The following is a 19887-nucleotide window of genomic DNA, read 5'->3' as shown; positions in this document are numbered from 1 at the left end:
CTGATTGGTTTTTCATTTTTATAGATGAAAAAAGCTACTGAATGAAATTGAAGGTGACCATGTTGGATCAAATATTGGGTCAAGAATGGGAAATTGTTCCTGCTGGCGGAGCGACAGGAGAAGCCTTTATAGCAATAAATGGGGAGAACAAACTTTTTTTAAAGCGAAACTCATCACCATTTTTAGCTGTTTTGTCAGCTGAAGGAATCGTGCCGAAGCTAGTATGGACAAGGAGACTCGAAAGCGGAGATGTTATAACTGCACAACGATGGCTTAATGGCCGGGAATTAGCCCAAGAAGAAATGAGGGACAGTATGGTCGCTCGATTGTTGAGGAAAATTCATCAATCTGCACCGCTGCGTTCAATGCTTCTAAGAATGGGTAAAGTTCCGTTAAAGCCAGAACAGCTTTTAGATAATATGAAAACTTCGCTTGATGATGAGCTCTCTTCAATATCAAACATCAGAAAAGCTGTTGAAATATTAGACAATATGCTGCCAGATATCGTATGTGATGAATATGTTGTTTGTCATTGTGACGTTAATCATAATAATTGGCTGCTATCTCAGGAAGATGAGCAGTTATTTCTAATTGATTGGGATGGAGCCATGATTGCCGATCCGGCAATTGACCTCGGCATGCTCCTTTTTTGTTATATTCCTCATGAGGAATGGAACACATGGCTCGAAAATTATGGGGTCCCATTAACGGATTCGTTAAACAGAAGAATGAAATGGTATGTTATATTCCAAATCATTTCTTCTGTCCAGTGGCATAAGTCAAAAGGTCGTTTTCAAGAAATGAACCATTGGCTGAGCCAATTGCAAACTATTTTAGAGGAAGATTAAGTATATTGATCGATTGAGTCAACCCAGCTAGTTAGTTGACTTTGGTGTGTCGTAATGTGATTATCCAAATTGTCGCTTGTCTTTCCGCTTTGGCTGTAAGTATAGATTTCATTCAAAATCGGAATGATCTGCTGACTTACTTGTCCGTTTGCCAAAAGGGATTTGACAAGCCGTTCAACTTGTTCGCATTCAGACACCGAGCCGCAGCAATCGCTTTGATGGTTCGTTAAAATATCTTTTAATATTGTTACTTGATGTTGTTGTGAAAGAGGCATTGATGATCAACCTTTCTTAATAAAGCTTAAGCTCCTTATTACAGGGGCTTTTCTTTTGTAGAATGCCTTAAATTGTTTGTTACTATTCATGCTTAATTGCTTTGAATTTTCATGACATTAACTAAAACTACATGAACGAGGAGTTGCTATTATGCGTTTAAAATATAAACCGTGGGCAAAAGATAAATTGGATGCACATCCGCAATTTGTTGTGAGAAATCCGGAAGACCATAAAGGACGCTGGAAAGAGGTATTCGGCAATGACAATCCGATCCATATCGAGGTAGGCAGTGGAAAAGGACGCTTCATTGCAGGAATGGCGCAAATGAACCCTCATATTAACTATATTGCAATTGAAGCGTATGAAAGTGTCATCGTTTATGCGCTTGATCGTTTCATTGAAGCGGATCTGCCGAACGTGAAGCTGATGGCGGTTAATGCTGTTGACCTTCGCGATTACTTTGAAAAAGGCGAAATTGATCAAGTATATTTGAATTTCTCTGATCCATGGCCGAAAAACCGTCATGAAAAGAGAAGATTAACATATGCTTCTTTCTTAAATGTGTATGAAGATATATTACGCCCTGAAGGCGAAATTCATTTCAAAACAGATAACCGCGGATTATTCCAGTATTCATTAGTGAGCATGTCTCAATATGGCATGAAGTTAAAAGATGTTAATTTACATCTTCATCAAACTGCTGATGAAACCAATATTATGACAGAATATGAAGAGAAGTTTTCGAAAAAGGGAAGTCGCATCTATAGAGTGGAAGCACAATTTACGAAGTAAGATAAAAAACACCGCAAGGAGCGATTCTTGCGGTGTTTTTTTGTATAAGGATCGGTGCCGCACTTTAGTATATAAATTGGCAACAAGGTGGAAGATTCTTCGACGTAGTCACCAATTTAAAGTTTATAGTATAAGTGCAACTAGACCTTTGACTGCGCCTTATCAGGCTTGTCAAAGGCAAGTTTTCTAAAAAGATAAGAAGTTTATATTTCTATACTTAGATAGCTGTCTAACCATATACCTGTCATGCTAGGAGGCCAACAGGATGTAGGTCATATCGGCGTTGCCACAGGACGTGGCGTCTTTAGCCGATGTTCATTACTTGCATCCCACCCAATAAACCAAAACCGGGTTTCTTGTGTGGCCTCTCACGATGAGAGTCACAGCGAAGTTGCTACAGGACGTAGCGTTCTTAGTCGCTGTTCCTACTTAGTCCTTGTCTAGCTGCAGCGGCCAGCCCCTCGAGGTCATAAGCCAAATCACTCCGAAAATTTTACAATTTCCTGCGTGATTCGTCTTATGCTAGTCGGGGCTGAACGGGCCGCTTCCGCATTTGGTTCCCACATGGCTCCTTTTCCATTGAAGAAAAATCAAGGAGTGATATCAAAAATGAAAAAGGACCGGTAACGGTTTTTCTCTATTGCTCCACCATCTCGACTACTGTGCCGGTTTTTGCATCGGCGAAAAATTCATACTGTTTTTGTTCGCCGTCTAATATTCTTGTCAATCCGCCCTTAAAGACATTTGTCTGCAATCCATTTTTTTCGAACGGCTCCGGCGTCATTAAAATCCAAGAGCCGATGACTTTTCCTGTTTCATTCATTTTGCGTTTAACAGCATCTAAAATATCATCCGGTGATTGCAGTTGGTTATTGCTGATTAATGTTTTTGCCGCATAGCCGCAAGCAAACCCGATTACAGCTCCGATTGCCAAATCGCGCAATTTCATTGTATATACCTCCTTGCTCATTTAATAAAAATCCAATATTAATAATTAGTATATAGGAGTCATATTGGAACTTCAATTTAAGTACGACATATGATTTCAAAAGTTCGAAAAACCATTAAAGTTTTAAAATGTGGTAGTGTTCTTTAAGTTTCGGTAAAATAGAAATGTTACATATGGCAGAAAAAACTTAAAAAGAGGAGCGGGATTATGAATCAAGACACATTAGCGTTATATAAAACATTGACAGAATTGCCTGGTGCTCCGGGATTTGAACATGATGTAAGAAAATTTATGCGTTCGGAATTAACAAAATACAGCGATGAAATTGTTCAAGATGGCTTAGGGAGTATTTTTGGCGTCAAAAAGGGCGATGAAAAAGGGCCTGTTGTAATGGTTGGCGGCCACATGGATGAAGTTGGTTTTATGGTGACATCGATTACACCGAATGGCTTGCTTCGTTTTCAAACGCTTGGCGGCTGGTGGAGCCAAGTGCTATTGGCACAAAGGGTTCAAATTATAACAGATAATGGGCCGGTTATCGGTGTTATTGCATCTATTCCCCCTCATTTACTAGATGAATCTCAGCGTTCGAAGCCAATGGATGTTAAAAATATGCTGATTGATATCGGTGCCGATGATGCAGAAGATGCTAAGGCGATTGGTATTAAGCCTGGACAGCAAATTGTGCCGATTTGTCCGTTTACACCAATGGCGAATAATAAAAAGATTATGGCGAAGGCTTGGGATAATCGACTTGGATGCGGATTGGCAATTGAGCTTCTGAAAGAAACTCATGGCGAAACATTGCCGAATATTTTATATTCAGGAGCGACTGTTCAAGAAGAGGTTGGTCTAAGAGGTGCGCAAACGGCAGCGAACTTAATTAAGCCGGATATTTACTTTGCGCTTGATTGCAGTCCTGCGAATGATATGAGCGGGAACAAGGATGTGTTCGGCCAACTTGGAAAAGGCGCATTACTTCGCATCATGGACCGTTCGATGATAACGCATAAAGGTATGAGAGAATTTGTATTGGATACAGTAGAAAGTAATAACATTCCGTATCAATACTTCGTTTCTCAAGGCGGAACGGATGCAGGACGTGTACACATCAGCAATGAAGGAGTTCCGAGTGCATTTGTGGGTGTTTGCTCTCGTTATGTGCATACGCATGCAGCAATCATTTCTGTCGATGATTATGAAGCAGCGAAGGAAATGCTGATTACACTAGTGAAAAAATGTGATCGTACAACTGTAGACACGATCAGAAGCAATGCTTAAGTGAAGGGATTATTTCAGTAATGAAGATAGCGATAGGCAGCAAGAATCCCGCAAAGGTAGAAGCGGTGAGAGATTGCTTTATAAACGAAGCGAATTCGGTTATACCGGTAGATGTACCTTCGGGAGTATCGGATCAGCCGTTTTCCGATGAAGAAACAATTGAAGGTGCAATTAACAGAGCGAAAGCTTCCCGTTTGGCTGCCGGTGCTCAAATTGGCATTGGACTAGAAGGAGGCGTTGTACAAACTCCATACGGCTTATTTCTATGTAATTGGGGAGCGTTGGCAGTTGAAGGTGAGGAGCCTATTATTGCCGGAGGGGCAAGAATTAAGGTGCCTGCTGATGTTGCGGAGCGTCTGATGAATGGAGAAGAGCTCGGCCCTGTGATGGATGATTATACGAAACAAAATAATGTCCGCCATAAGGAAGGTGCAATTGGGGTCTTTACAAGAGAAGCGGTTTCCAGAAGACAAATGTTTGTGCATATTATGCAGATGCTAATTGGCCAATATCGTTATCGTGAAAGCGGAAAAATTTAAAAGAGATGGTAAAGGTGGACCCGAGTAATGAGGCGAAGTTCGATTAATATATTTTTGTTGTTAAATGTTCTGATGCTTTTTATGTATGGCTGTTCATCAGATATAAATGAAGAAAAGATAGAGGCAGTGGAAGCAGCGGAGCGTGCATTTGAGGAAACGCCTGAAGCTACGAATACAATCAACGGAGATACAAAGTTCTACTTGCCTTCTGGTTATGACATAGAAGAAGAGGATGAATATAATCTGACGCTTCATTATAAGGGAGATACAATTCTTCTTTTTATAAATCCTAATGAAGGGGCCGATAGCACGCTTCAGCTTGACTTAATTAAACAAAATGCTGCTGATTATATAGAGTTGGAAACGTTTGAAGCAACGAAAAAGGTCGGTTATGCTGGTTTGAAGGAAATCGATGAAAATACGTATGAACTGACTGTCGGCATCGGCGGGGTGAAAATTACTACTCAAACGAAAACGAGCCGACTGGCAAACTACGGCGAGCAATTGATGAAAATCGCCAATTCAATTGAACAACAATGAATCGGGTGGAGAGAAAAGATTTTTCTTTCCGCTTGTTTTTCAAAAAATAAGAAAACATATATTTTTGAACTTAGATAGCTGTCTAACCTTACACCTGCCATGCTCGGTCCTAAGCTGTCTCCCCCAAGAAACCAAAGGCGGGTTTCTTGTGTGATTCATCTTAGTCCTCCCGCATGTCTCCTTTTTGATTAGCATTATATTTAAAGAAGCCAATCATTCGAAAATATTGCTGATTCTTGGGTATGTGCCCCACCAAAAAGGATTGGTGACGGTTTTTCTAATTAATGATCTTTGCTATGATTAGATAAATATAAAATAATATGACTATGTGACTATGGAGGTTATTTAATACATGAAAAAGTTAGAAAGTATTGAGCAGTTCAATGAGTTAAAAAATAACGAAAAGGTTGTATTTTTATTTTCTGCCGACTGGTGTCCGGATTGCCGATTTATCGAACCGTTTATGCCGGAAGTTGAAAACGAGTTTTCACAATTCACTTTTATCTATGTAGATCGTGATGAGTTCATTGAAGTTTGTGCAGAAAGCGATGTTTTCGGCATCCCAAGTTTTATCGCCTATGAAAAAGGAACAGAACTGGGCCGATTTGTAAGTAAAGATAGAAAGACAAAAGAAGAAATTGAGAATTTCTTGAAGGCATTATAAGAAAAAGTGTAAGCAGCTGAAGTGACTGTTCTTCCTTTTAAGGAGAGATATATATGAAGATGACAAACAAGAGAATGAAGGAAATTCTGTGCGACAAGCTGAAAGGTTATGATTTTTCCTTTGATTACAATAAAGAAAAAGAAGAATTGCGTGTAGAGAATACAGCTACAAAGAAAGGCATTACAATCTCGCTTCCACCTATTGTGGCAAAAGCGGAAGTGGCAGAACAGCGGGCAATTGATGAAACAGTTTATTATGTGAAAGAGGCTTTGGAAGTGATGGGCAGTCAGGTTAGTCTGCAAGGAATGGAAGAGCACATTTATCCGGTTATTCGCAGTACTTCGTTTCCTGCTGCTAGTCAAGATGGTTCGGAGTTTGTCACAGACGAACATACAGCAGAAACAAGAATTTATTATGCACTGGACTTAGGGAATACGTATCGTTTAATTGATCAGCGGCTAATGAAAGATAGCGGTTGGGTTCAATCGAAAGTAACGGAAGCAGCGCAGCAAAATTTATTGAAGTTGTCTACACAAACGGTGAGTGATTCTGTTGGGGACAATATTTTTTATTTTGTCAGCACAAAGGATGGATACGATGCCAGTAAAGTGCTGAATAAACAATGGCTAAAGAGCATGAGAGAACAGGTCAAAGGCGAAATGGCTGTTGCGGTTCCTCATGGAGATGTGTGTATTGTTGCAGATATTCGCAATAACGTCGGCTATGATGTGCTTGCGCAAATGTGTATGAGCTTTTTTGCGAGCGGTCATGTGCCTATTACAGCACTGTCCTTCATTTATGAAGATGAAAAACTAAATCCAATCTTTATTTTAGGAAAAAATAAAGTAGACGAATCGAAATAACAGAAACTTTTTATAGCATTAAGGGTCTATTCAAAAGCAGTATAAGCTTTTTTGGATAGGTCCTTTTTATTATTTCTGAATACAAACGAGAGAATCTTCTGTAAATCCTCTGATTTTGCTTCATATTTATTAAAATGCTGTTAAAATAAAATAATGATGATTAGTTATTAGAAAGAGTGATTTACTTGAAATGGTTGAGTAAAATTAAACAGTGGTTTAAATCAGAAGAGATTTATGAAATAGAAGAAATCATTTTAAACGATGATGAACAATTAGATTTACAAAAGTTGCACAAACAAGGTGTTAAAGTTACAACGATTAATGAAAGCCACTTTTATAAAAAAGATGAGAATGAACCTGTAAGGCAAACAACAACAGAATTTCGGAAGCCGCAATTTCAAGAGAAGGCTCCTTCATCAAATGAACTAGATGCCAAAATTCATTATCAGTATCCGAAGGGCGAATTTCGCTTCCCGGTCATTCCGGATAATGTAAGTGAAAGAAGAAAAAAAGGGCAGCAGCCGCCTGTGCGTGTTAAGGGAGGACGTCCAATTATAGACAGTTATGAAAAAGTCGTACCTATCCACAAAGCTGCTCCTGTTGCGAATAATGCAGGCCCGGATCGGAAAAGGCCGTTTCGTCCGACAGAAATACCTTCTCCTGTCTACGGATTTCAGAAACGTCCAATACACGAGGAACATGAGGACTCGTTAGAATTTGAACTGAATCGTAAAAACCGGCACTCGGAGTTCATCCATACTGGTTTTGCAAGAGGAGCAGAAGAGAAATATCCTATTGAGGGAACAAGCGCTGATACAGATATACCGGCATTTTTCCGCAAGAAAGACCCGGCAGTTATCGCTGCTGATTCAATTGGAAAAGAAGAAGTTTCGCCAACGGTAATCCGTACAGAACCAGTGGAGCCGATTATTTCGGAGCCGGTAGAGGTGCGTAATCTAGAAGAGGATAATTTTGAGTCTGTTAAGGAGAAGATTCCTACTCATGAGGAAATCACTGTTTCTGCTGAGGAGATAATTCCTTTACACGAGGAAATCACTATTGCTGCGGAGAAGCCGGCTGAAATAGTGGAAGAAACAATCATTGAAGCAGCTGCTGAAGCGGAAATAGAAGAGATTACTGAAAATGCTGTGATTGTTGAGAAAGCTCATGAAGAGACAGCGGCTTCAACCGACATGTTACTTCAGACAGAAACAATTGCGGTAAATGAAACGGCCGATGAGGTGCCGGAGCAAGAGAATCAATCGGCTCCGCGTGCCCCTGAGGAACGTAAACGCAAGCAAATACCTTTCAATGTTGTGATGCTTCGTCAAGACAAAGCGAAGCTGCTAAAGAAGCAAGAGCAAAAGAAGCATGAAAAAAAAACGATAGAAACTGAGCCTGCCGGCATAAGCGAAGAACCTGTTGTTTTTAATGGCGCTGAACAAGAAGAAGAACCTGCTCCCTACTATCAATTTCCAAGCATAAATTATCTTTCTCCTTCTGTGCAAGCTGAACAAGATAATGAGTGGCTGGACCAGCAGGGACAAATCTTAAATGAAACTTTGTTTAATTTCAATGTTAAAGCGAGTGTTGTCAACATTACGCAAGGACCGGCTGTTACGCAGTTTGAAATTCAGCCGGAACCGGGTGTGAAGGTCAATAAAATTACTAATCTGGCAGATGATATTAAATTATGCCTTGCAGCCCAGGATATCCGAATAGAAGCTCCAATTCCGGGAAAACACACAATCGGCATAGAGATTCCGAACAGAAAAAGTCGTCCGGTCTTTCTCCGAGAAATATTGGAGAGCGATTCTTTCAAAGACAGTGGTTCGCCATTGACAGTAGCGCTCGGATTAGATATTACAGGACAGCCCATTGTCACGGATTTAAGAAAGATGCCGCACGGTTTGATCGCAGGAGCAACGGGGTCAGGGAAAAGTGTCTGCATTAACTCAATGCTTGTCAGTCTTTTATATAAGGCGACTCCGCAAGAGGTTAAACTGCTGTTAATTGACCCGAAAATGGTTGAACTTGCTCCATACAATCATATCCCTCATTTAGTGAGTCCGGTCATTACCGATGTGAAGGCTGCTACAGCAGCGCTGAAATGGGCTGTAGAAGAGATGGAACGGAGATATGAGTTATTTGCGCATACTGGTGTACGTGATATCGGACGTTTCAATATGAAGGCGAGAGAGGCAGGGCAATTTTCTGACCAATTGCCGTATATCGTCATTGTCATTGACGAGCTGGCGGATTTAATGATGATGTCGCCGGCAGAAGTAGAGGAATCAATTTGCCGTATCGCCCAGAAAGCGCGTGCTTGCGGTATTCACCTCGTTGTTGCGACACAAAGACCCTCTGTTGATGTTATTACAGGGTTGATTAAAGCGAATATTCCAACGCGAATTGCCTTCTCAGTGTCATCTCAGGTCGATTCAAGAACGATACTGGACAGCGCCGGGGCTGATAAGCTATTAGGACGCGGCGACATGCTCTTCCTAGAGAACGGGTCGTCGAAAACGGTACGTCTGCAGGGTACTTTTGTTACGGATGAAGAAATTGAAGAGGTAGTCGACTTTGTTCGAAAAGAACAGGAACCGCAATACTTGTTCCAACAAGAAGATCTGCTGGCGAAAGCTCAAGTTGCTGATGAGAGAGATGAACTATTTTTAGAGGCATGTGAATTCGTTGTATATCAAAATGGTGCTTCGACTTCCAGTCTGCAAAGACGTTTCCATATCGGCTACAACAGGGCAGCCAGATTAATGGAGATTTTGGAGAGAAACGGCATCATTTCTGAAGCGAGAGGCAGCCGTCCACGGGAAGTATTAATGACAAAAGATGAATATCAGGAATGGGTGCAGATGCAAGAGTATTAATCGAGCCATTTAGGTATAGTGCAGAAGCATTTCTTTAGATTTCGAACATAGTTCACATTTCGTGTATATAATAAAAAATAACGCCTATATGAATTTGTTGCCAAGTTTGGCACTGTAATTGTTTTATGATATAATATTTCTTTAAGAAATAGACTTAGTATGCACTTACAAATTCATCATATAAATGACGCGTGTTTACTAATAATGCAAAACGTCATATGCTGTACTGCAGATAGACGATTGTTGGAGGTTCTCGTATGACTGTTTACCATTTTGTTGGTATTAAAGGATCAGGAATGAGTGCATTGGCTCAAATTCTTCATGATACTGGGCTAAAAGTACAAGGATCCGATATTGAAAAACATTTCTTTACTCAAGATGCATTAGAAAATGCAGGAATTAAAATCTTACCTTTTGATAAGAACAATATTACAAATGATTTAACAATAATTGCAGGCAATGCTTTTCCGGATACACATGAAGAAATAGAGCGAGCGACAGAATTGGGGATTCCTGTCATTCGTTATCATCATTTTTTGGAAAAATACCTTAAAAACTTTACTAGTATAGCGATCACTGGAGCGCACGGTAAAACATCGACAACCGGTTTAATGTCTCACGTTTTAAAAGGCTCTGATCCGACTTCGTTTTTAATTGGTGATGGAACGGGAAGAGGAGACAGCGAGGCAAAATATTTTGTATTCGAAGCGTGTGAATATCGTCGTCATTTCTTGTCTTATTACCCGGACTACGCGATTATGACAAACATTGACTTTGATCACCCGGACTATTTTGCCAGCTTGGATGATGTATTTTCAGCATTCCAAGAGATGGCTCTTCAAGTAAACAAAGGAATTATCGCATGCGGTGATGATGAGCAGCTGCAAAAAATTCAAGCTCGTGTGCCTGTTATCTTTTACGGCTTTAATGATGAAAATGATTTCCAAGCTAGAAATATACAAACTTCAACTGAAGGAACAACTTTCGATGTATTTGTAAGAAACACGTACTATGAGACATTTACAATTCCTTCGTTTGGAAATCATACGGTGTTGAATGCATTAGCGGTCATTGCACTTTGCAAATATGAGGGCATTGATGCGGAAATCGTCAAACAACAGTTGAAAACGTTCAGCGGCGTTAAAAGAAGATTTACCGAAAAAGTAATCGGCACGCAAGTTTTAGTTGATGATTATGCACATCATCCTACAGAGATTAAAGCAACGATTGAGACGGCAAGCAAAAAATACCCGGATAAGAAAATTGTTGCGGTATTCCAGCCTCATACATTCTCTCGCACTCAAAAGTTTTTAGATGAGTTTGCAGAGAGTTTGAATAAAGCGGATAAAGTATTCTTGTGTGATATCTTTGGATCAGCGCGTGAACATCAAGGTAAGCTTTCCATTTACGACTTATTGGAAAAAATACCTGGCGGAGAGCTTTTACTTGAAAGCAATACGCTTCCGCTAAAGGAATATGAAGACAGCGTTATTCTGTTTATGGGTGCCGGGGATATACAAAAATTCCAAGTAGCTTATGAGAATTTATTAAAATAAAGAGTGCAAAAAGCACCCTATTGGATAGACTTTATGAAAAGGTCTGCCTATAGGGTGCTTTTTATGTTTTATGCCTTATCAAAAGGACCGGTAACGGTTTTTCTTATTTTAAATTTTCAGGATTCAGGCATTCCAGCTCCGGAAGAACGAAGCGTCCGTCTTTTCGGATTAGAACGTCGTCGAAGTAGATTTCTCCGCCGCCGTAGTCAGGGCGCTGAATGTTTACCATGTCCCAGTGAATGTTAGATGAGTTGCCATTGTAGGCTTCGTCGTAACATTGACCTGGTGTGAAGTGGAAGCTGCCATCGATTTTTTCATCAAATAAAATATCTTGCATAGGATGTAAAATGTATGGATTTACGCCGATTGCAAATTCACCGATATAACGGGCACCTTCATCCGTATCAAATATTTTATTGATGCGGTCTGTGTCATTTGCTTCTGCATTGACGATCTTTCCGTTTTCAAATGTCAATTTCACGTTTTCAAATGTAAATCCTTGATAAGGTGATGGTGTGTTGTATGTAATGACGCCATTTACAGAGTCTTTAACAGGAGCTGTGTACACTTCACCGTCAGGAATGTTCATTTCGCCGGCACATTTGATAGCCGGAATATCTTTAATAGAGAAAGAAAGGTCAGTACCCGGTCCTGTAATTCGGACTTTGTCGGTTTTATTCATTAAATCAACCAAACTGTCCATTGCCTTGCTCATTTTGCTGTAATCAAGATTGCATACATCGAAGTAGAAATCTTCGAAAGCTTCTGTACTCATTTTAGAAAGCTGTGCCATAGAATTGTTCGGGTAGCGCAATACAACCCAACGTGTTTTCGGTACACGGATTTCTCTATGTACTTTTTTGCCGATTGTATTACCTTCAATGCCCATTTTTTCTGCCGGAACATCTGCTAATTCGTTAATGTTATCTCCGGAACGAAGACCGATGTAGGCATCCATTTCCTTCATGACATTTGCTTCGAATGCAGCCATCATATCGTATTGTTCCTGCTCTGCTCCAAGTAGAAGCTCGCGGTTAACTTGCTGATCTTTTAAAGAAACAAACGGATATGCGCCTGCCTTATATGTTTCGCGAACAAGCGCTTTAACTAAATCGCGCTGAAGCCCGAAGTTTTCAATTAATACTTTTTCGCCTTTTTTAAGCTTTAAAGAATAGTTGATTAAATTATGTGCTAATACATCAATTCTAGGATCTCTCATGATGTCCCTCCATTTCTGATTGCACCTGAAGTGCTAATATTATTGTATCCTAATTAGTTCAATAGTGTTAAGTTTTTGCAAGTTGAAAAAAATCTTGAAAATTTTAACTTTAGAAGGAAGAATAGTTTATAATAACATCAATAGGGGTATTAAAAATAGACCATCTCAGGAGGTGCGCAGTACTTGGAAATAATCTTGTATTTAAGTGCGGCTTTGGCTGCTATAGCTTTCTTTATACTTGTTATTTACTTAACCAAGACTTTAAAGTCATTACAAGTTACGTTGGACAGTGTTTCATCGACATTGACAGGTTTGGAAAAACAATTACAAGGACTGACTACTGAATCGACATTACTGCTGCATAAAACAAATGCATTAGCAGAGGATCTTCAAAAGAAATCTGAGAATTTAAATTCGGTAGTGGATGCTGTTAAAGATGTGGGTACAACAGTTAAAGGCTTTAATACATCTTTGCAAAAAGTTTCGGCTAAAGTGGAAGATGAGTTAGTTGCCAATGAAGATAAGATTGCTCAAGTTGTACAATGGGGCAACGCCTTTTTTGAGTTGAAGGATTTATGGCAAAGAAAAAAAGCAGAAAAAAATCAAATTCAACAGGAAAATACGACTGTGGAAGAGAATGATAATCAACAGCCTACTAAAAAGCGTTTTTTGCGATCCAGGGGGTAAGAAAATAAGATTCATGGAAGGAGAATAATTATGACTGCCAATGAAAAACAAGAATTTGTAAGGGAAGAAAAAAATGATATCAATACGAAGGATTTCATGATCGGAGCTTTAATCGGAGGCATGCTCGGAGCAGCTGCCGCACTTTTACTCGCGCCGAAATCAGGGAAAGAGCTTCGCAACGATATTAATGATGGTGCAAAGTATATTTCTGATAAAACAGAAAAGCTAAGACAAACAGCTATCGAGAAAAGCACAGAAATCGCTGAAGCAGCGAAATCAAAAACAAACACTCTTTCAGAAAAGGTTTCTCAGCAGTCAGCAACTATTCTCGAAAACGTAAAAAATGTGAAACAAAAAGTAACGAAAGCTGCTCCAGAGGCGACAGGTACAGAAGCGGAATCAGACTCTGTGGCAGAGCCTGCAGTTTCTGAGCCCGTTGCTGAAGAGACAGAAAAAGTGACTGTATAGTCGATTAGATATATTTTCTATAGGCAGGGCTGTCTATAAAGTTATTGATGACTTTATGGACAGTCCTATTTACTTGTTTAATTTTAATGAAATAAAGGATAATAAAAATAAGCATAACTTTTTTTACGAGAGGATGGCTGAACAATGGCAATGCAGCATATTACTTCGAAGGCTGAGTTTGATGATTATAACAAAAAAGATGAATTTATTTTATTAAAGCATAGCAATACTTGCCCTATCAGTGCCTACGCATATGATCAATATGTTAAGTTTACAGAAGAAAACCCTAATTTTCCTGCCGTGTACCTTGTTGTGCAGGAGGATAGAGCTCTATCAAACGAGATAGCAGAAACATTTCATGTTAAGCATGAATCTCCCCAAGTGATCGTCTTTAAGAATGGCAATGTTGCATATCACACTTCGCATCGGGATATAACTGTCGAGGCGCTGGAAGGTGCTATTCAGGAGCAATAAGTAAAGAAAGGGTATCCCGCTCACGTATGCGGAATACCCTTTTTCAATAGATAAGAAAGTTTATTTTTTGAATATAGATAGGGCCGTTGGCGGTTTTTCTCGATGTCTAATCTTACACCTGCCATGCTCGGAGTATAAGCCGTGCCGGCTAGGAAATCAAAAAGCAGATTTCCCATCCGCCCGTCTTACATCTGCCACATGGCTCCTTTTTCCCCGATGTGGACGTAAGTAGCATAATCATAATCATGTTGAAAAAGGACCGGTGCCGGTTTTTCTTAGTTTTGCGGACTTGTTGCCGGCCACATGATTTTTAAATCGTCACCAGGCTGAATCTCTTCATGAAAGCTAATTTCTTTATCGTTTCTTAGCAAGACGAAGCGGGATTTTCCTTTGCTCGGCAAATCAAGTTCGACATGGCGGAAAAGATCTTGGAAAATAAACGGTTCGATTTTATTTTGAATAACTTTTAATTTCTCGCCGTTCCTCAAGACATCCTCGTACTGAAGCAGTTGGTCGTCTCTATATATTTCTGTCAGTCTTTTTTGCAAAACAATTTTTTTGCCGTTAAATGTGACAGGTATGGAATGCTGCATCACAAGCTGAAGACTCTCGGCCGCTTCCTGGAGCGTTGGGGAAGAAGGGCGTTCAATAGTAATAAAATCGCCATCCTCAAAGCTTGACGTCAGTTTGGATTCAATTCCATTTTTAATGACCTTTCCGGTAAACTTAGCTAATGAATAGCTCTTATTATTTAAATAAATGATAAAAGGGTTAAGCTGCTGCTTTAGTTGCTGCAGTCCAAGAGCCTGCAAAAGTGCTTCAATCGTTTCCGGTAATCTGCAAGTGATCTCATCTCGGTCTTGAACCGATTCATTGCTGCTGACTATTTGTTTATTTTTCTTGATGACGGCTTCGATTACATATTTTGTCTGATTAATGATGACTGATTTACGCGGAATATCATCGATTAAATCTTTTATTTTCACTTCTGTTCCTGTACCGTCTTCTCCTTTTTCAACAATGATACGGTCGTTAGGAGAAACGGCATCATCAATAGAAGCCGGCCGGCCGTTGATGGAAATGCTCGGAGCACTTCCATGCTTTCCTGGTACAGTAATCAGTTGACCGTTTACATTGGCAATGATAGCCATGCCCGGTTTTCCATATAGTTTATTCACTTTAATTCCGGACGCGAGCAGGCAATCAGCCACGGTCAATTTCTTAATATCGAATAATCGAACAGTTGCTTCGTTCACGTAGACAGTTATGTATTGGACTGGGTTTTTTTGTGCGGCGATTGCAATACCGATAGGAGTTACCAGTTCCGGTCCTTGTGGGACGCTTTGGTCAATCGTCAAATTTTGAATCGCATCAATTCCTCTGACCGCAACGCGATTGTTTGGGAGTTGAAGTCTCTCAGCTAATAGCTGAGGCAATTCAGGAGTAAGACTTCCTCCTCCAACAAGCATAACGGCTTTAGGTGAGCGATTATTATTTAATTGCAATATTTCTGTACTGATACTATCTGCAAGTTTATTTAAAGCCGGCCTTATTTTGTCAATAACATCTTGTTTAGGCAATTCTTCTTCAAAGCCTAATATATCGGTGACGGTAATGTGATCATTGTCCATAAGCTGCCGTTTGGCTTGTTCAGCAAGCGGGAAATCAAGCAAAAGCTGATCACTGATTGCCTCAGTAACTTCATCTCCCGCAACAGGGACCATGCCATAAGCAATTACGGTACTCATATCGGTAATTGCGATATCGGATGTTCCTGCGCCTATATCTACTAAAGCAACATTCAATCTTCTCATTGATTGCGGGATTAAGACATTAATAGCTGCAATCGGTTCTAACGTTAATGCCTGCATTTCTAAATCTGCACGCTTTAAAGCGGATATAAGCGATTCAACAACGACTTTTGGCAGGAATGTCGCAATGATTTCAACGGAAGCTTCCTTCCCGTTTTGATCGATTAGGCTCCCGATTTCCACATCATCGAGCCGATAATACAGAACGGAATAGCCTACACAGTAATAATCAAGGCTGTGGCTGCTTTCATTCTTCTCAGCCACTAAAGATTGAGCTTCTTGAACAGCGCTAAGTTCTAAGTGCAGTATGTCTTCTTTATTCATCATCGGCTTGCCTTTAATATTGACCGTGATTAATGAGCGTTCAGTTTTTAAAGCTCTTCCTGCAGCGGCGACGTTGACATATTTAAGTTCACCATGCCGTGATTCCAGCTGGTTCTTTATTTCGGTTATAACCTTTGATACAGCTAATACATCGTGAATCTGACCATCAAGCATAGCTCGTTCTGTATGCTCGATAGAGGTGACATCGGTTACGCAATAGCGATCATTTTCTTTTTCTAAAATGATTCCGACAACAGAACGGGTACCTATATCAAGGGCAAATAATTTCTCTTGCAATCAACACACCTTCTTTTAGTTCGATATGAGAGTTCTCTTCATTATACAATGTATTTACTTTTAATTATAAATAGTATGAAAAATTATAATAAATAAAGTAAGTACTATATAATTGTATTAATAAATATGTAATAATTACTTTAGTGCTTAAAAGCGTTTAATTACAAAAGTATTTACGTGACAATTAGAACCGTTTGCATTATAATGAGTTCTAATTAAATGAATGACATTTTAGGGAATTGAACACAGAAAGGAATGGGAAGTTATGAGTAACAAAGAATTAAACGAGTTACGTGAGAAGCTGGACGATATCAATCTTTCTATTTTGCAGCTTATTAATGAAAGAGCGGCTGTTGTCCAAGAAATTGGCCGAGTCAAAGAGAAACAAGGGGTAAATAAGTACGACCCGCTTCGTGAACGAGCAATGCTTGATCTAATTGAAGACAATAACCAAGGACCGTTAGATAACGGTACAATTAAACATATCTTTAAAGAAATTTTCAAAGTGAGCCTGAATTTGCAAAAAGATGATCAGAAGAAGGCACTGCTAGTTTCCAGAAAGAAAAAGCCAGAGGATACAATTGTTACTATTAAAGGTCAAAAAGTAGGCAATGGCACACCGACAATGGTATTTGGACCTTGTGCAGTTGAATCATATGAGCAAGTAGCTGCAGTGGCGCAAGTATTACAATCGAAAGGCCTTAAGTTCATTCGCGGCGGGGCATATAAACCTAGAACATCTCCTTACGATTTCCAAGGTCTTGGACTTGAAGGAATGCAAATTCTGAAAAAGATCGGTCAAGAATACGGACTTGCAGTAATAAGTGAAATCGTTAGTCCTCGCGATATCGAAACAGCTCTGGACTATATTGATGTCATTCAAATCGGCGCGCGTAATATGCAGAATTTTGAGTTATTGAAGGCGGCTGGATCGGTAGATAAGCCGGTGCTTCTGAAAAGAGGCTTATCGGCGACAATTGATGAGTTCATTCATGCAGCAGAATACATCATGTCAAAAGGAAACAGCAATATCATTTTATGCGAGCGCGGAATCCGCACATATGAAAAAGCAACAAGAAATACATTAGATATTACAGCTGTGCCTATTCTTAAGCAGGAAACACATTTACCGGTTATGGTCGATGTGACACATTCAACAGGACGTAAGGACTTACTGTTGCCGGCAGCTAAAGCGGCGCTTGCAATTGGTGCAGATGGTATCATGGCCGAAGTTCACCCTGATCCGAGTGTGGCTCTCTCTGATGCGGCGCAACAAATGGACTTTGCCGAGTTTGAACAATTCATGGCAGGCATCCAATCTCAGCTGAAAGCAGCAACATTATTGTAATTTCAGCAGACTATATTTGAATAGTAATAATAGAGGAGTTTTAAAATAAATATTTATTTTAAAGCTCTTCTTTCTTTATATTATATGGAACAAAGAGTTATGGAATCGCTTACTATATTAAGCTTTTAGAATAATTCCGATTATAGTTAAGAAACTTGAAAATTTTTTCACGAGAGTATATACACATTTTTATGAAAAAATGTATAATAGTGAATACAATATTTTAATATTTTGAAAATTCTAAAGTATTAAACATCTAAGGTAAGTCTTAGTTTATAATATCCGGTTACAAAGGTGGTGTTAAACGTCGATCTGCAGCATTAATAAATGATCAGCTAAAAAAACAGGATCAAAAAAAGAAGGAGGAGTTTGATGGAAGAGTTTGTTGGTTGGTTAAATGGGGTTTTGTGGCATGATTATTTTATTTATACAATACTCGGAGTCGGTTTGCTTTTTTCGATTTTGACTCGTTTTGTACAAGTCAGACATATTAAAGATATGTTTGTGCTAATGTTCAAGGGGAAAAGCTCAGAGGCTGGGGTATCTTCATTCCAAGCATTATCGATTGCTCTTGCAGGTCGTGTCGGTACAGGTAATATTGCCGGGGTAGCAACTGCTATCGCCTTTGGTGGACCTGGTGCAGTTTTTTGGATGTGGACAATTGCCTTTATTGGTTCTGCGAGTGCTTTCATTGAGTCAACGTTGGCGCAAATTTATAAAGTAAAGCAAAAGGGACAATATCGAGGCGGTCCGGCTTTTTATATTGAAAAAGGTATGGGTGTTAAATGGTTTGCCTATCTTTTCGCTTTTGCTGCGCTAATAGCAATGGCAATTTTAATGCCGGGTGTGCAGTCTAATTCGATTGCGACTGCAGTAGACAATGCATTTAGCATTCCTTCATGGGTTACAGGTTTGATCATTATCGTCTTATTGGCGATTATTATCTTTGGCGGAGTTAAGCGTATTGCCACTGCCGCTCAAGTTATTGTTCCTTTTATGGCTATCGCATACATTCTTTTATCCTTCATTATTGTATTGATTAATATTACAGAAGTGCCTGCAATCATCAGCCTGATTGTCCGGAGCGCATTTGCAATGGATTCTGCTTTTGGCGGTATTGTCGGTATGGCGATTGCATGGGGAGTAAAACGTGGTATTTATTCCAATGAAGCCGGTCAAGGTACTGGTGCTCACCCTGCAGCAGCTGCAGAAGTTTCCCACCCTGCCAAGCAAGGTTTAGTACAAGCGGCATCTGTTTATATCGATACACTTCTTGTATGTTCGGCAACTGCATTTATGATTTTGTTCACAGGCATGTATAACACTTATGAGGAACAAGGCGATTCTTTAGAAAGTTCTACTTATATTGTTGAAAATGTCAGCGGTGTTGAGCATGGTCCAGCTTATACTCAGGAAGCAATTGACACAGTATTCCCAGGTTTCGGTTCCGCATTCGTAGCGATTGCTCTTTTCTTCTTTGCTTTCACGACAATTATGGCGTATTACTATATCGCTGAAACGAATGTAGCCTACATGCTCGGCAACCGCAATGGTACTATAGCGATGAATATACTGAAACTGGTCCTTTTAGGGACTACAATGTATGGAGCTGTCCAAACAGCAGATTTAGCTTGGGCTCTAGGTGATGTCGGGTTAGGAATAATGGTATGGCTAAATGTCATTGCAATTATCATATTAGTAAAGCCGGCATTAATTACATTGAAGGACTACGAACGTCAGAAGAAACAAGGACTTGATCCGGTATTTGACCCGAAAGCACTTGGCATTAAAAACGCAGATTTCTGGGAGCATGAATACAATAAAGATACCGGTTCAGAAGCAGAAAAGAAAACTGTGTAAAAAGCATTAAATGAAAGAAGCTACCTTTTCCTGCGTATGAAAAAGGTAGCTTTCTTTTTTCTATTTGTCATTTCTGCAACTGATATGATCGATATATCTGTTGCAGAAATAAAATTGAATATTTAATCAATTACCAATATCAGTACATATAGGAAAAAGGTATAATATAAAAGGGAACCATCCCATAGGTTGAAAAAATGTGAAAA

General features: G+C 39.6%; 18 protein-coding genes. 14 read left to right on the top strand and 4 right to left on the bottom strand.

Features of this window, described 5'->3' with window-relative positions; genetic code table 11:
- Nucleotides 1-62 precede the first annotated feature (62 nt).
- Nucleotides 63-848, top strand: a complete 786-nt coding sequence (locus tag IEO70_RS19470; RefSeq protein ID WP_191000095.1) for a phosphotransferase family protein — start codon at nucleotides 63-65, stop codon at nucleotides 846-848.
- On the opposite strand, the gene IEO70_RS19465 is transcribed toward IEO70_RS19470, so the two are convergent.
- Nucleotides 845-1123 (bottom strand): YtzH-like family protein, encoded by a 279-nt coding sequence (locus IEO70_RS19465; RefSeq protein WP_191000044.1) that lies wholly within the window; start codon nucleotides 1121-1123, stop codon nucleotides 845-847. The two genes, IEO70_RS19470 and IEO70_RS19465, sit on opposite strands and share 4 nt — an antisense overlap.
- Before the next feature lie 151 nt (nucleotides 1124-1274).
- Here IEO70_RS19465 and trmB point away from each other — a divergent pair, with 151 nt between their 5' ends.
- Entirely contained in the window at nucleotides 1275-1916 is a 642-nt protein-coding gene (gene trmB / locus IEO70_RS19460; RefSeq protein ID WP_191000043.1) for a tRNA (guanosine(46)-N7)-methyltransferase TrmB, read from the top strand.
- A gap of 637 nt (nucleotides 1917-2553) precedes the next feature.
- Here the strand turns inward: trmB and IEO70_RS19455 are convergent.
- On the bottom strand, nucleotides 2554-2865 hold the full coding sequence (locus tag IEO70_RS19455) for a PepSY domain-containing protein (RefSeq protein WP_191000042.1): 312 nt from the start codon (nucleotides 2863-2865) through the stop codon (nucleotides 2554-2556).
- A 207-nt stretch (nucleotides 2866-3072) separates the two neighbouring features.
- On the opposite strand from IEO70_RS19455, the gene IEO70_RS19450 reads away from it, so the two are divergent.
- The 7 genes from IEO70_RS19450 to murC all read left to right on the top strand — a co-directional run bounded on the left by IEO70_RS19450 (nucleotide 3073) and on the right by murC (nucleotide 11193).
- Complete coding sequence (locus IEO70_RS19450) at nucleotides 3073-4146, top strand: M42 family metallopeptidase (protein ID WP_191000041.1); 1074 nt, start codon at nucleotides 3073-3075, stop codon at nucleotides 4144-4146.
- Nucleotides 4147-4166: 20 nt separating this feature from the next.
- Entirely contained in the window at nucleotides 4167-4685 is a 519-nt protein-coding gene (locus IEO70_RS19445; RefSeq protein WP_191000040.1) for a DUF84 family protein, read from the top strand.
- 27 nt (nucleotides 4686-4712) lie between these two features.
- Nucleotides 4713-5225: a hypothetical protein gene (locus IEO70_RS19440; protein ID WP_191000039.1), complete on the top strand. Its 513-nt coding sequence runs from the start codon at nucleotides 4713-4715 to the stop codon at nucleotides 5223-5225.
- 352 nt (nucleotides 5226-5577) lie between these two features.
- Nucleotides 5578-5889 (top strand): thioredoxin family protein, encoded by a 312-nt coding sequence (locus IEO70_RS19435; protein WP_191000038.1) that lies wholly within the window; start codon nucleotides 5578-5580, stop codon nucleotides 5887-5889.
- 53 nt (nucleotides 5890-5942) lie between these two features.
- Nucleotides 5943-6752, top strand: coding sequence for a DUF1444 domain-containing protein (locus IEO70_RS19430; protein ID WP_191000037.1), 810 nt, complete (start codon nucleotides 5943-5945; stop codon nucleotides 6750-6752).
- 185 nt (nucleotides 6753-6937) lie between these two features.
- On the top strand, nucleotides 6938-9637 hold the full coding sequence (locus tag IEO70_RS20100; protein WP_235973668.1) for a DNA translocase FtsK: 2700 nt from the start codon (nucleotides 6938-6940) through the stop codon (nucleotides 9635-9637).
- Nucleotides 9638-9894: 257 nt separating this feature from the next.
- Nucleotides 9895-11193, top strand: a complete 1299-nt coding sequence (murC, locus tag IEO70_RS19420) for a UDP-N-acetylmuramate--L-alanine ligase (RefSeq protein ID WP_191000036.1) — start codon at nucleotides 9895-9897, stop codon at nucleotides 11191-11193.
- A gap of 103 nt (nucleotides 11194-11296) precedes the next feature.
- Here murC and IEO70_RS19415 read toward each other — a convergent pair whose 3' ends face one another.
- Complete coding sequence (locus IEO70_RS19415; RefSeq protein WP_191000035.1) at nucleotides 11297-12412, bottom strand: aminopeptidase; 1116 nt, start codon at nucleotides 12410-12412, stop codon at nucleotides 11297-11299.
- 183 nt (nucleotides 12413-12595) lie between these two features.
- Here IEO70_RS19415 and IEO70_RS19410 point away from each other — a divergent pair, with 183 nt between their 5' ends.
- The 3 genes from IEO70_RS19410 to ytxJ all read left to right on the top strand — a co-directional run bounded on the left by IEO70_RS19410 (nucleotide 12596) and on the right by ytxJ (nucleotide 14041).
- Nucleotides 12596-13099, top strand: a complete 504-nt coding sequence (locus IEO70_RS19410; RefSeq protein WP_191000034.1) for a DUF948 domain-containing protein — start codon at nucleotides 12596-12598, stop codon at nucleotides 13097-13099.
- Nucleotides 13100-13129: 30 nt separating this feature from the next.
- On the top strand, nucleotides 13130-13567 hold the full coding sequence (locus IEO70_RS19405) for a YtxH domain-containing protein (RefSeq protein WP_191000033.1): 438 nt from the start codon (nucleotides 13130-13132) through the stop codon (nucleotides 13565-13567).
- A 144-nt stretch (nucleotides 13568-13711) separates the two neighbouring features.
- Entirely contained in the window at nucleotides 13712-14041 is a 330-nt protein-coding gene (ytxJ, locus tag IEO70_RS19400) for a bacillithiol system redox-active protein YtxJ (protein ID WP_191000032.1), read from the top strand.
- Between the two features lie 275 nt (nucleotides 14042-14316).
- On the opposite strand, the gene IEO70_RS19395 is transcribed toward ytxJ, so the two are convergent.
- Nucleotides 14317-16473, bottom strand: coding sequence for a cell division protein FtsA (locus IEO70_RS19395; protein WP_191000031.1), 2157 nt, complete (start codon nucleotides 16471-16473; stop codon nucleotides 14317-14319).
- Nucleotides 16474-16738: 265 nt separating this feature from the next.
- Here IEO70_RS19395 and IEO70_RS19390 point away from each other — a divergent pair, with 265 nt between their 5' ends.
- Nucleotides 16739-17821 carry a bifunctional 3-deoxy-7-phosphoheptulonate synthase/chorismate mutase gene (locus IEO70_RS19390; RefSeq protein WP_191000030.1) on the top strand — a complete coding sequence of 361 codons (1083 nt, stop codon included), beginning with the start codon at nucleotides 16739-16741 and terminating at the stop codon, nucleotides 17819-17821.
- Between the two features lie 372 nt (nucleotides 17822-18193).
- The gene (locus IEO70_RS19385; protein ID WP_191000029.1) at nucleotides 18194-19681 is read left to right on the top strand and encodes an alanine/glycine:cation symporter family protein; all 1488 of its coding nucleotides are present in this window, start codon (nucleotides 18194-18196) and stop codon (nucleotides 19679-19681) included.
- Nucleotides 19682-19887 lie beyond the last annotated feature (206 nt).

Source organism: Peribacillus faecalis (assembly GCF_014712675.1).
In the GTDB taxonomy this organism is placed as follows: Bacteria; Bacillota; Bacilli; order Bacillales; family DSM-1321; genus Bacillus_AD; species Bacillus_AD faecalis.
This window is presented reverse-complemented; position numbering and strand designations above follow the sequence as displayed.